Annotated in this window: 13 protein-coding genes; all 13 read left to right on the top strand. The window is 51.9% G+C overall.

The genetic code is table 11. The features are described from left to right. Positions 1-222: 222 nt before the first annotated feature. The 13 genes from DXC51_RS30195 (at position 223) to DXC51_RS27625 (ending at position 13,091) form a co-directional block, all read left to right on the top strand. Positions 223-1,836, top strand: coding sequence for a putative glycoside hydrolase (locus DXC51_RS30195; RefSeq protein WP_117545871.1), 1,614 nt, complete (start codon positions 223-225; stop codon positions 1,834-1,836). A gap of 82 nt (positions 1,837-1,918) precedes the next feature. Further along, entirely contained in the window at positions 1,919-2,779 is an 861-nt protein-coding gene (rsmI, locus tag DXC51_RS27680) for a 16S rRNA (cytidine(1402)-2'-O)-methyltransferase (protein WP_117545870.1), read from the top strand. Between the two features lie 71 nt (positions 2,780-2,850). Then, positions 2,851-3,084, top strand: coding sequence for an acyl carrier protein (gene acpP, locus DXC51_RS27675; protein ID WP_025487834.1), 234 nt, complete (start codon positions 2,851-2,853; stop codon positions 3,082-3,084). Further along, on the top strand, positions 3,084-4,007 hold the full coding sequence (fabK, locus tag DXC51_RS27670; protein WP_117545869.1) for an enoyl-[acyl-carrier-protein] reductase FabK: 924 nt from the start codon (positions 3,084-3,086) through the stop codon (positions 4,005-4,007). The genes acpP and fabK overlap by 1 nt, the downstream gene beginning before the upstream one ends. Positions 4,008-4,609: 602 nt before the next feature. Beyond that, positions 4,610-5,515, top strand: a complete 906-nt coding sequence (gene fabD, locus DXC51_RS27665) for an ACP S-malonyltransferase (protein ID WP_117545868.1) — start codon at positions 4,610-4,612, stop codon at positions 5,513-5,515. 66 nt (positions 5,516-5,581) lie between these two features. Beyond that, positions 5,582-6,322 (top strand): 3-oxoacyl-[acyl-carrier-protein] reductase, encoded by a 741-nt coding sequence (fabG, locus tag DXC51_RS27660; protein ID WP_102287082.1) that lies wholly within the window; start codon positions 5,582-5,584, stop codon positions 6,320-6,322. A 41-nt stretch (positions 6,323-6,363) separates the two neighbouring features. Beyond that, a complete protein-coding gene (gene fabF / locus DXC51_RS27655) occupies positions 6,364-7,599 on the top strand; it encodes a beta-ketoacyl-ACP synthase II (RefSeq protein ID WP_117545883.1) in 1,236 nt (411 codons plus the stop codon). A 12-nt stretch (positions 7,600-7,611) separates the two neighbouring features. After that, positions 7,612-8,052 (top strand): 3-hydroxyacyl-ACP dehydratase FabZ, encoded by a 441-nt coding sequence (gene fabZ / locus DXC51_RS27650; RefSeq protein ID WP_117545867.1) that lies wholly within the window; start codon positions 7,612-7,614, stop codon positions 8,050-8,052. A 19-nt stretch (positions 8,053-8,071) separates the two neighbouring features. Further along, positions 8,072-9,157: an NAD(P)H-dependent flavin oxidoreductase gene (locus tag DXC51_RS27645; protein ID WP_117545882.1), complete on the top strand. Its 1,086-nt coding sequence runs from the start codon at positions 8,072-8,074 to the stop codon at positions 9,155-9,157. A gap of 97 nt (positions 9,158-9,254) precedes the next feature. After that, positions 9,255-10,217, top strand: a complete 963-nt coding sequence (locus DXC51_RS27640; RefSeq protein WP_117545881.1) for a beta-ketoacyl-ACP synthase III — start codon at positions 9,255-9,257, stop codon at positions 10,215-10,217. Between the two features lie 247 nt (positions 10,218-10,464). Next, positions 10,465-11,370, top strand: a complete 906-nt coding sequence (locus DXC51_RS27635) for a transporter substrate-binding domain-containing protein (protein WP_021639280.1) — start codon at positions 10,465-10,467, stop codon at positions 11,368-11,370. A gap of 235 nt (positions 11,371-11,605) precedes the next feature. Next, a complete protein-coding gene (locus DXC51_RS27630) occupies positions 11,606-12,358 on the top strand; it encodes an amino acid ABC transporter permease (protein ID WP_021639279.1) in 753 nt (250 codons plus the stop codon). Further along, complete coding sequence (locus DXC51_RS27625; protein ID WP_021639278.1) at positions 12,348-13,091, top strand: amino acid ABC transporter ATP-binding protein; 744 nt, start codon at positions 12,348-12,350, stop codon at positions 13,089-13,091. The genes DXC51_RS27630 and DXC51_RS27625 overlap by 11 nt, the downstream gene beginning before the upstream one ends. Positions 13,092-13,249 lie beyond the last annotated feature (158 nt).

Below are 13,249 nucleotides of genomic sequence, written 5' to 3'. Positions count from 1 at the left end.
TCGTCGCAGGCGGTTTTTAATGGCGGATGCAGTAACAGTCCGGCCGAAGGCTGAATTGTTACGCTGTAAGGGATATGTGCTGTAAAAGCTATTGAAAATTATTACGGTATCGGTTATTATCTTAGTTTAGATAGATGGAAAAACTGAGGTTTTTGGTTTAAACATATGTGATATCCGGGTTTTACGCAGTATTTTGCGCCGGAGATCCGGAAAGAACGGAAAATGAAGATAAGTAAAATATTCGCAGCCATATTGCTTTGTCTTCTTGTAATAGCGGCAACGAGCGCTTATTTGGCAGGCAGAAGCCGGGATGCGCAGGAAGCGGCGGCCATACAGGAGGGAACGGATGTTTCCGGGAATTCTGAGGACTTTGCGGAGACTGAGGGCGGCGCCGAAGGGGAGGGCGACATTAATGCCCCTGAAACATCGGCGCAGGAAGCTGCGGAAACGGAGCAGACAGAGGAATACGGCGGAGAGCTGCCAATCGGTGACAGGGTAAAGGTCAAAGGGATCTATGTCACCGGAAATATGGCGGGAACCTCCAATATGGACAACCTGATATCCCTGGTGGACAGGACAGAGCTGAACACCATGGTGATAGATATTAAAAACGATGAAGGCCGTGTTGTTTATCAGATGGATTCACCTATGGTTTCAGAGCTTGGCTCCGCACAGAAGCTGGTGGCGGATATGCCGGCCCTGGTGAAGAAGTGCAGAGAGCACGGGATTTATCTGATTGGCCGGATTGTGGCGTTTAAAGACCCCTTCCTGGCGGAGAACCGCCCGGAGCTTGCGCTTCATAATCAGGACGGCAGTGTTTTCCGCGATAAGTCAGGACTTGCCTGGGTGAATCCCTACAGCCGTGAGGTATGGGAATACCTGATGGAAATTGCCGCACAGGCGGTGGCGGTGGGATTTGATGAAATACAATTTGACTATATCCGCTTCTCCACGGACAGAGGTATGTCAAAGGTGGATTTCGGCCCGGAGGCAGCAGGCCGTGACAAGGAAGGGACGATTACCGAATTTACGGCGTATGCGGCGCAGTCGCTGCATCAGTTGGGAGTACCGGTATCGGCGGATGTGTACGGCATCATCATTGACAGTGAGCTGGATGCGTCCATTGTAGGGCAGGATTATTACGAGATGGCAAAGTATCTGGATTATATCAGCCCGATGGTCTATCCGTCCCATTACGGGCCGGGGAATCTGGGGCTGGCGGTTCCGGATGCACAGCCATATGAGACGATATACAGGAGTATGGGCGCTTCCAGAGAGGTCCTGGCGGGAATGCGTAAGGATGCAAACGGGCAGCAGGTGTCGGGAAACGATGCTTCTGCAGGCGGGGAAGCGGCAGGCGGAGTATCTGCTGATGGCGAGGCGGGAGATGCCTCAGGAAACGGTATTGACGGAAATGAGGTGCCTGCAAACGGTAACGCCGGGAATGCGGTTTCTGCAAATGAGATACCCGCAGATGAGAAGCCTGGTGACGGGACTTCCGGGAATGAGATTTCCGGAAATGAGATTTTAAGCCCACGGGACATGGAACCGGCGGAGGAGATCCGGGCGGATGTCAGGCCCTGGCTGCAGGATTTTACCGCATCCTGGGTTCCCGGACATATCAAATATGGCCCGGAGGAAATCCGGGCGCAGATTCAGGCCGTGTATGACGCGGGCTATGAGGAATGGATACTCTGGAATGCCTCCAACCGGTATACGGAGGGAGGGCTGCTTCCCGCGGAGGAAGCGGAGACTGCAGGGACGACAGAGACTGCGCAGGCACCTGGAAATGCGGAGACGGCAGCGGGGCCGGCGGCGGAAAATCCGGCGGATTAAAGGCGTCGGGAAATAAGCGGCGTTTGGCGGAGCCGGACGGGAATGTGTTTTGCCCAGGCAAAGCTCACAGGAAAGGAAAGATATGGCAGGCACTTTATATTTATGTGCGACACCCATCGGAAATCTGAAGGACATGACGCCCCGTGTGCTGGAAACGCTGCGGGATGTGGATTTGATAGCCGCGGAGGATACAAGGAACAGTATCCGCCTGCTGAATCATTTTGAAATCCGGACGCCGATGACCAGCTATCACGAATACAATAAAGTTGAAAAAGCATATGATTTGATAAACCAGCTGAATGCGGGAAAAAATATTGCGCTCATAACCGATGCAGGGACGCCGGCCATATCCGATCCGGGTGAGGTTTTGGTGAAGCTGTGCCAGGAGGCGGGCATTACGGTGACCTCACTTCCCGGACCGGCGGCCTGTATAACAGCTCTGACGCTTTCGGGCCTTCCTACGAGAAGATTCTGTTTCGAAGGCTTCCTGCCCTTTGATGATAAAAAAGAGAAAAAAGCCATCCTGGAGGAATTGAAAGAAGAATCCAGGACCATAATCCTTTATGAAGCGCCCCACCACCTGGTACGCACACTGTCCTGCCTCTACGAAGAACTGGGAAACAGAAAAGTTACCCTGTGCAGGGAGCTCACCAAAAAATTCGAAACAATAATGCCCACCACGCTGGAGGACGCCCTGCATTTTTACGAAACCAACGATCCCCGCGGAGAATACGTCCTGGTACTGGAGGGCAAGAGCCATGAGGAAAAGGCCAGGGAAAAGGAGGCCTCCTTTGCGCAGATGTCTATGGAAGAGCATATGAAGTTCTATGAAGACCAGGGAATGGACCGTAAAGAAGCCATGAAACTGGTAGCTAAGGACAGAGGAATAAGCAAAAGGGATGTTTATCAGTATTTTATCAAAAATGAGGAAAGAAGTAGTTGACAAACAAAGGAACAGAGAATATACTTTGAATGTCAAACTTTTTTATAAAAACAAAAAAAGGAGATAACAAAATGTTAGAAAAAGTAATTGAGATTATTCAGGAGCAGTTAAATCTGGAGGGCGTTGCGATTACAGAGGATTCCTCTTTCAAGGATGATCTGGGAGCTGACTCTCTGGACCTTTTCGAACTGGTTATGGCAGTAGAAGAAGAATATGGTGTTGAAATTCCTGCAGAGGAACTGGAAAAACTGACAACGGTAGGTTCAGTTGTAGAATATCTGAAAGCACAGGGAATCGAAGCTTAATGAAGACAGCAGTCACGGAACTTCTCGGAATCGAGTATCCGATCATTCAGGGCGGCATGGCCTGGGTAGGAGAATACCATCTGGCCGCCGCCGTCTCTGAAGCAGGCGGACTGGGCATCATCGGCGCCGCCAGCGCGCCGGCAGACATTGTGAGAGAGCAGATCCGCAAAGCGCGGGAGCTCACCTCAAAGCCTATCGGGGTCAATGTCATGCTGCTCAATCCCAATGCAGACGAAGTGGCAAAGGTGATCGTGGAGGAAGGCGTGGAGGTGGTTACCACCGGCGCCGGAAGCCCTGCCAAGTTCATGGAAATGTGGAAAGCCGCAGGCGTGAAGGTAATCCCTGTAGTCGCCAGCGTTGCGATGGCGAAGCTGATGGAACGCGCAGGAGCGGACGCGGTGGTTGCCGAAGGCATGGAAAGCGGCGGACATATCGGATCAGCCACTACCATGACGCTGGTTCCCCAGGTCGTGGATGCGGTGGACATTCCGGTAATTGCAGCCGGCGGCATCGCAGACGGCAGAGGCTTTGCAGCGGCATTTATGCTGGGGGCGCAGGGCGTGCAGATGGGCACCCGCTTCGTGGTGGCCAAAGAATCCATTGTCCACGACAACTATAAACAGAAGGTTATCAAAGCCAGGGACATTGATTCAGAAGTAACCGGAATGAGCACCGGACACCCGGTCCGCCAGATCCGCAACAAAATGACAAGGGAATACCTGAAGCTGGAAAAAGAAGGCGCTACCTTTGAAGAACTGGAATACCTGACCCTTGGTTCCCTCAGGAAAGCCGTCATGGAAGGCGACGTAGTAAACGGAACCCTCATGGCCGGCCAATGCGCAGGAATGGTCAACAAAGAACAAACCTGCCGCCAGATCATCCAGGAAATCATCCAGGAAGCCAGCGCCCTCCTGAATAAATAAGTTAAAAACAGACTTATTACAGTCCCCTTATGATTTTGAGATTTTCCGACAAAGCTACCCTAAAAATAAAGCGGCCATACAGCTGCAATAATAAAGATACAAAAAAGGCTATCCGGCAAACATAACTGCAAAAGCCCTGCTTTTAAACAACTGACACCGGCAGTCTTTTTTTACAACTGAATATTTTGAATATCAAATAAAAAGACTATCAAAATAATACCGCAAATATTTTCCAACAACACCAACTTCTAATTATATTAAATTTACTACCATAACTTTAGCCATAAACATAGACAAAAAACATAACATATCAGCCTGAATCTTTCATGGAATCATGTGGTTTACAGAGATCTTGGGGCGTATGCTTCTCCGTATGTAGAGCACCGTCCCCTTGCCGGGCAGGGTTTGCTGTCAGGGTCGTTTAAAAACGCCGGTCCTTACGCCGCGTATTTTGCGGCGTTAGTACCGCTGCGTTTTTAACCGAGCGCAAGCGTGCCCAGACAGCAAACCCTGCCCGGCAAGGGGACGGTTCAACAAACTTCCGAGAGGCCACCCCCCCCAAGATCCCAAGAAATTCAGGCCTTCTAAGAGAGGATGGGAATATGGGCAAAACAGCATTTATTTTTCCGGGGCAGGGTTCCCAGTATATAGGCATGGGAAAAGACTTTTATGAGCAATTCCCCGCAGCCAGAGATGTATTTCAGGCGGCTTCAGAGACTTCAGGGCTGGATGTGGCGGCTCTTTGTTTTGAAGAAAATGAACAGATTAACATTACGGAATATACACAGATCGCCATGCTAACCGTGGAGACGGCGATTCTGAAGGTACTGGAGGAGATGGGCCACAGGCCGGATGTGGCGGCAGGCCTGAGCCTGGGAGAGTACGCGGCCCTGGCATCAGCGGATGTGATGGACTTAAAGGATTTGTTTTACTGCGTGCGCCAAAGAGGGATTTTCATGCAGGAGGCGGTTCCTGTGGGCGGAGCCATGACAGCGGTTCTGGGGCTGGACAGTGAAACCATAGCACAGGCCTGCGGGGAAATTGATGGCATGGTAAGCGTTGCCAATTATAACTGCCCCGGCCAGACCGTGATTACCGGAGAAGAGGCGGCTGTGAATGCGGCGGCTGAGAAGCTGAAAGCCATGGGAGCAAAGCGCTGCGTGCCCCTGAAGGTAAGCGGGCCGTTCCATTCCCCAATGCTTTCCGGCGCGGGAGAGAAGCTGGGGGAGGTTCTGGAAAAAATTACGCTGAAGAAGATTGCGGTGCCCTATCTTTCCAACGTGACGGCGGATTATGTTACGGATACGGCACAGATAAAAGAACTTTTGGTAAAGCAGGTATCAAATTCCGTCAGATGGCAGCAGTGCGTGGAACGCATGATTGCAGACGGCGTGGATACCTTTGTGGAAATCGGGCCGGGAAAATCCCTGTCGGGTTTTATGCGTAAAATCAACAGGGATGTAACCGTTATTAATATAGAGAAAAAAGAAGATCTGGAGAAGCTGTAAGGAAACTGGACAGTTCCTATCCTGATAAGCTATTGCAGTTAACTAAGAAAGACGGGGAAAAGTAGAATGCTGGAAGGAAAAACAGCGCTGGTGACCGGAGCGGGACGGGGAATCGGAAGACAGATTGCCCTGACGCTTGCGGCAGAGGGCGCAGATGTTATTGTAAACTGTAACGCAAGCTGTGAACAGGCGGAGAAAACAGCAGAAGAAATCAGAAAACTGGGAAGAAGGGCGGAGGTGCTTCAGGCTTCCGTGGCTGATTTCCAGGCCTGCGGGGATATGGTGAAGAAAGCGCTGGAGCTTTTCGGGCATATTGATATCCTGGTGAACAATGCGGGCATTACCAGGGACAATCTGGTGATAGGCATGAAGGAAGAGGATTTCGATGCGGTAATTGATACCAATTTGAAGGGAACCTTCAATACTATCCGTCATTTGTACCGTAACTTTATGAAGCAGAAGAGCGGCAGGATTATTAATCTCTCCTCGGTTTCCGGCGTGCTGGGAAATGCGGGGCAGGCAAACTATGCCGCCAGCAAGGCCGGTGTGATCGGCCTGACCAAGAGCGTTGCCAAGGAGCTGGCCAGCCGGAATGTGACGGTAAATGCGGTGGCTCCGGGATATATTGAAACGGATATGACTGCGGCAATGAGCGAGGATGCAAAAAAAGCGGTAATATCACAGATCCCTCTGAAAAGAGTGGGAAGGCCGGAGGATGTGGCGGCTTTGGTAGCTTTTCTGGCGGGAGAGGGCGGCGCTTATATTACCGGCCAGGTCATTTCCGTTGACGGGGGAATGGCGATCTGAATTATTTTTAATCCCGCGGGAGCGGGAGGATGGGAGCAGATATGAGCAGAAGAGTAGTGGTAACAGGAATGGGCGCGATTACACCCATCGGACTGTCCGTAGAGGAGTTCTGGGCAGCGGTTAAATCAGGAAAAACAGGCTTTGCACCGATTACGAAATTCGATGCATCGGAATATAAATGTAAGCTGGCGGCGGAAGTGAAGGATTTTGACCCCAAGAATTATATGGATTTTAAGGCGGCCAAAAGAATGGAGGCTTTCTGCCAGTTTGCGGTGGCGGCATCCAAGGAAGCGATTGGGGATGCGGGACTGGATATGCAGCAGGAGGATCCCTGGCGCGTGGGCGTGGCTGTCGGCTCCGGCATCGGCTCCCTCCAGGCGATGGAGCGCGAGCACAGCAAGCTGCTGGAGAAAGGACCTAACCGTGTGAATCCCTTTCTGGTGCCCATGATGATCAGCAATATGGCGGCTGGAAACGTATCCATCCAGTTCGGCCTGAAGGGCAAGAGCATCAATGTGGTTACGGCCTGTGCGACGGGAACCAACTGCATCGGGGAAGCATTCCGTACCATCCAGTACGGGGATGCGGACGTGATGGTGGCGGGAGGCGCGGAAAGCAGCATTTCCCCTATCGGCGTTTCCGGTTTTACGGCGCTCACAGCCCTCAGTACCTGTGAGGATCCTTCCAGATGTTCCATTCCCTTTGACAAGGAAAGAAGCGGCTTCGTTATGGGAGAGGGCGCGGGCGTTGTCATCCTGGAGGAGCTGGAGCATGCCAGGAAAAGAGGCGCCAGAATCTATGCGGAGGTAGTGGGCTACGGCTGTTCCTCCGATGCATTTCATATCACCTCACCTGCGGAGGACGGCTCCGGGGCGGCAAGGGCCATGGAATGCGCGGTGCAGGACGCAGGCGCGGCGCTTACGGATATTACCTATATCAATGCCCACGGCACAAGCACCCACCTGAACGATCTGTTTGAAACGAGGGCGATTAAGCTGGCCTTCGGGGAGCAGGCTTCCCGCATCCGCATCAACTCCACCAAATCCATGGTAGGGCATCTGCTTGGCGCGGCAGGGGCGGTTGAGTTTATTACCTGCGTGAAGGAATTGCAGGAGGGCTTTATTCATGCTACAGTAGGGTATCAGATACCGGATGAGGAATGTGACCTCAATTACTGTAAAGAGCCTGTGGAGGAAGAATTTACCTATGCGCTTACCAACTCCCTGGGCTTTGGGGGGCACAACGCGAGCCTTCTGGTGAAAAAATTCGTGGAGTAGGAGGAAAGCCTTATGCAGCTTTCAACAAAACAAATCATGGAAATCATCCCCCACAGACAGCCTTTTCTGCTTCTGGATACCATAGAGGAGCTGGAACCGGGCGTGCGCGCGGTGGGAAAAAAATGCGTGACCTATAACGAGCCTTTTTTTGCAGGCCATTTTCCCCAGGAGCTGGTGATGCCGGGAGTGCTTATCATGGAAGCGCTGGCGCAGGCGGGGGCCGTGGCGATACTCAGCCAGCCTGAAAATAAGGGAAAACTGGTGCTGTTTGGCGGCATTGACGGCGCCCGTTTCAAAGGCAAGGTGGTTCCGGGTGACGTGCTCATGCTGGAAACAGAAATTATCAAGGTAAAAGGCCCGGTGGGCGTGGGCAGCGCAAAGGCCACTGTCAACGGAAAGCTGGTGGCAAAGGCGGAGCTGACCTTTGTTGTCACTGCGCCGGAAAAAGCCTGAGAAGGGACCGAAAAGTAAAATGATCAAGCAATTGCAAATCGGGGATTTAACGGCGCGGTTTCCTGTGATACAGGGTGGCATGGGCGTGGGAGTCAGCCTTTCGGGGCTGGCCGGCGCAGTGGCCGCGCAGGGCGGTATCGGCATAATCTCCACGGCGCAGATCGGCTATCGTGAGCCGGATTACCAGGTAAATCCCCATACCGCCAATCTGCGTGCGGTAAAAAAGGAAATCCGCAGAGCTAAGGAGCTGGCGGCCGGCGGTATTGTGGGCGTAAATATTATGGTGGCCACAAAAGGCTATGAGGATTACGTAAAGGCTGCTGTGGAAGCCGGTGCGGATCTGATTATTTCCGGCGCCGGACTGCCTGTGACGCTGCCGGAGGCCGCCTCCGGCGTACGGCGGGAGGACGGGGTAAGCCGCCAGGCAAAGCTTTCTCCCATCGTCTCCAGCGTGAAGTCGGCGAATGTCATCATGAAATACTGGATGAAAAAGTACAATTACCTGCCGGATTTGGTGGTGATCGAAGGGCCTCTGGCCGGCGGCCATCTGGGTTTTGACAGGAAACAGCTTGAGGATATCGAAGGGATGCATTATGAAGAAGAGGTCATGCGTATCCTGGAGGCCATAAAAGCCTTTGGAAGGGCCGGAAACAGGGAAATCCCGGTGGTAATGGCCGGAGGCGTCTATACGGGCGCAGAAGCCCGCAAATGGCTGGATATGGGACTTGACGGCGTCCAGATGGCCACCCGGTTTGTGACGACGGTGGAATGTGACGCCCATCCTGCCTTTAAACAGGCTTATATCAACGCGGAAAAGGAAGATATCGTGCTGGTAAAGAGCCCGGTGGGGATGCCGGGACGCGCCATCCGCAATGCATTTTTGGAAAGAACAGCAAAAGGGCCGGTTCCCCATGGCAGATGCCATGGCTGTATTAAAACCTGTAAACCGCAGGAGACGCCCTATTGTATTACGGAAGCGCTGGTGAATGCGGTAAAGGGAGATGTGGATAACGGCCTTCTTTTCTGCGGAAGCAACGCTTACAGGGCACAGAGGATAGAAAGCACGGCGGATATTTTTGCGGAGCTTGCGTCCGCTTTTGAATAAAATGGATTGACACTGTCAGGTACACTGACGGTATATCAGACAGGAATATGGCCCCTTTCGGCCGTATGCCCGCCGCGGCGGGCAGATGGGAGCAGATATGACGAGCAGAATAATAGGAACGGGAAGCTGCCTTCCGGAAACCATCATAACCAACGACTGGCTTTCCGAAAGAATGGACACCTCGGATGAGTGGATTACCAGCCGGACGGGGATACGGGAGAGACGGCTTGTCAGGGAAGAAACCACTGCGGAAATGGCGGAGCAGGCTTCCAGGCTGGCCCTGGAGCAGGCGGGAATCGCACCGGAGGATCTGGATTTGATTGTGGTAGGCACGATTACGGCGGATCATGTGACTCCTTCCGCGGCCTGTGAGCTGCAGGCGCGTCTGGGGGCAAAAAAAGCGATGGCTTTTGACATTAACGCAGCGTGTTCCGGATTTTTGTTTTCACTGGAAACTGCGGATGCGTTTCTTGGAACAGGGCGTTTTCAGAACGCTTTGGTCCTGGGGGCGGAAACTCTGTCAAGAATTATGGACTGGACGGACAGGAGCACCTGCGTCCTGTTCGGAGACGGCGCGGGCGCTGCGGTGCTTGCCCGGGAGGAAACAGGGATTTTAAGCTTCGATCAGGGCTGCGACGGTGTCAGGGGAAGCGCACTGGTCTGCCGTGGCAGAGGGAATAACAACCCACTGGTGGCAACCGGAAACGAACCGGATTATGTGCATATGGACGGTCAGGAGGTCTATAAATTTGCGGTGACCACGGTTCCGGTATCCATACATAAGGCTCTGGAACAGGCGGGACTGCAGGCGGAGGATATCAAATATTTTTTCCTGCACCAGGCGAATCTGCGGATTATCCAGTCCGTAGCGAAAAGACTTCATATTTCTGTGGATAAGTTCCCGGTAAGCCTGGATCATTGTGGAAATATCTCCGCGGCCAGCGTGCCGATCCTGCTGGATGAGATCAACAGGAAGGGATGCCTTTCCCGCGGGGATAAAATCGTGCTCTGCGGCTTCGGCGCCGGGCTTTCCTGGGGGACAGCAGTGATGGAGTGGTAAGCAGTGACAGAGTGGTAAAAAAATATAACGATGAAGGTGCAAAACGGTTATAAAATTTATAACTATTCAGTTGATGCGGCGGGAAATGGAAAAGTTGAAAGAAACCTTTTCCGTTTCCTGCCTTTATTTTGTGAAAAATACCGCTTGTGTTTCAAGATAAATATGTTAATATAAATTATAATTAATGTATATTTATACAGTTTTATTTTTGTAAGGCGCGTAAAAGCGCGAGGAGGAGAGAGTAATTATGAAAAAATTTTTAGCAACAGCACTGGCTGTATGCATGACGGTATCCCTTGCCGCATGCGGAAGCAGCGCACAGGGAACTACAACTACAAGCGAAGCAGCACCTGAGGCTTCCAGCGCAGCAACGGCCACAGAGGCGGCAAGTGATGCGGCGCCGGAATCCACCGCAGCAGCGGAGACGACGGCAGCAGCAGAGGGCGCAGTGGCAAGCGTTGATGATCTTCCCGGAAAGTCCATCGGTGTCCAGCTGGGAACGACAGGCGATATTTTTGCATCCGATTACGAGGAACAGGGTTCCACAATAGAGCGCTTCAACAAAGGAAACGACGCTATCCAGGCGCTTCTGCAGGGAAAGATTGACTGCGTGATGATCGATGAGCAGCCCGCAAAGGCATTCGTTGCCAATACTACAGGACTGAAGATTCTGGAAGAGCCCTTTGCAGAAGAGGATTATGCAATCTGTGTTTCCAAGGACAACGCAGAGCTGACCGCCAGCATTAACGAGGCGCTTGCAAAGCTGAAGGCCGACGGAACGCTGGATAATATTGTAAAGAACTATATTGGGGATGACACCAAGGGACAGTTCCCTTATGAATCTCCTGCTGACGTGGATCGTTCCAACGGTACTCTGGTAATGGCAACCAACGCTTATTTTGAGCCTTATGAATTCTATCAGGGAGACAAGGTGGTTGGAATTGATGCTGATATGGCACAGGCAGTATGCGACGTACTGGGCTATGAGCTGAAGATTGAAGACATGGAGTTTGACTCCATTATCAATGCAATCCAGTCCGGCAAGGCTGACATCGGGGTTGCAGGCATCACGGTTACAGAGGATCGTCTGCAGAGCGTTGACTTTACCGATTCCTATGCAAGCTCCAAGCAGGTTATTATTGTGAAAGAGTGATAATGGCATGGCGCGGTAAATGCGTTGAGTTAATGAAAATGATTTGGGAGAGGATTTTTCTCCCGGGCAGAGTGTGTATGATACAGGCGGACCCATGAAATACCATGGGCCCGTTTGTTGCGCATCAGCCAGACCTTATCAGCGTGTCTGACAACGCGTGGCTGGTGTACAAGTTAGTGCAGTTTTTTGATGGGTAGTAAAAATATACTAAGGAGAAATGGCGGAGGGTATTTAGATGCAAAATTTTTTGGATCAGTTTTATCTGAATTTCATTAAGGACGACCGTTGGAAGTATCTGACGGACGGACTGAAGACTACGCTGCTGATTACTTTTTTTGCAGTGATTCTGGGTCTGGTTCTGGGCTTTCTGGTGGCGATTGTCCGTTCCAGCGCAGTGAAGAGCGGGATAAAGAAGCCTGCGAAAATCAAGGAGAAGGGTGTTTATTTTAGGAAGCTGCTGGGCTATTATCTGTTTAAGCTTGTGGATTTTATCTGCCAGCTTTACCTGACGGTAATCCGCGGTACACCTACGATGATTCAGCTGTTGATTATGTATTATGTAATTTTCGGAAGCGTTACCATAGATAAAAGGGTGGTGGCGATTCTGGCCTTCGGCATCAACTCCGGCGCATATGTGGCAGAAATCGTGCGTTCCGGCATTATGGCCATTGATATCGGGCAGTTTGAAGCCGGCAGAAGCCTGGGCTTTGGCTATCCGGCAACCATGTGGCATATCATTCTTCCCCAGGCGCTGAAAAATGTGCTTCCCGCGCTGGGAAATGAAATTATCGTGCTCCTGAAGGAAACCTCCATCAGTGGTTACATCGCCCTGACGGATCTGACCCACGGCGGCAATGTTATCCGGAGCCAGACCTATTCCGCATTCATGCCCCTGATTGCCGTTGCAGTGATTTACCTGGCAATCGTATCCCTGCTGGCGGCAGGTGTTTCCAAACTGGAAAGGAGGCTGCGTACAAATGAACGCTGACGGACAGATTTTATTTGAGATCCGGGACCTTTGCAAATCCTTCGGGGATATCTCGGTCCTTAAAAATATCAGCACCACCATATCCCAGGGCGAGGTAGTGGTGATTGTGGGACCCTCCGGTTCCGGCAAATCCACCTTTCTTCGCTCCCTGAACCTGCTGGAGGAGCCTACGGCAGGGCAGATTCTTTTTGAGGGAAAGGATATCACCGATCCCAAGGCCAATATTAACCTGTACCGGCAGCATATCGGTATGGTATTCCAGCATTTTAACCTGTTTCCCCACAAGACGATTCTGCAGAACATGACGCTTGCGCCCATCCAGCTGCTGAAACGTCCGAAAAAGGAAGCCGAGCAGGAGGCCATGCAGCTTCTGGATCGGGTCGGTCTGACGGAAAAGGCCAATGCATATCCTTCGCAGTTGTCCGGCGGGCAGAAGCAGCGTATCGCCATCGTGCGTTCCCTGTGCATGCATCCGGATGTGATGCTGTTTGACGAGCCTACCAGCGCGCTTGATCCGGAAATGGTCGGAGAGGTTCTGGGAGTTATGTCGGATCTGGCAAGGGACGGTATGACCATGGTCATCGTGACGCATGAAATGGGCTTTGCCAAGGAAGTGGGAAGCCGCGTCCTGTTTATGGATGACGGTATTATTAAGGAAGAGAGCGCGCCGAAGGAGTTTTTTGACAATCCGAAGAATCCAAGGCTGCGGGAGTTCCTTTCCAAGGTGTTGTAGGCGGCAGCAGGGCTCTTTGGCGGGACAGGAAGCTGTCTGGTTATGGAAAAAGCCTGGTTATGAAAATATCTGGTTAAAAAAATGTCTGATTATAAAAATGTCTGTTTTTGAAAATAGGGATGCCTGTATAAGGAAATGCCGGCGGGAGGCCGGGGCCT

The sequence above is a fragment of the Eisenbergiella massiliensis genome (assembly GCF_003435485.1).
The sequence above is the reverse complement of the archived record's forward strand: the minus strand, read 5'-3'. Positions and strand labels throughout refer to the sequence as shown.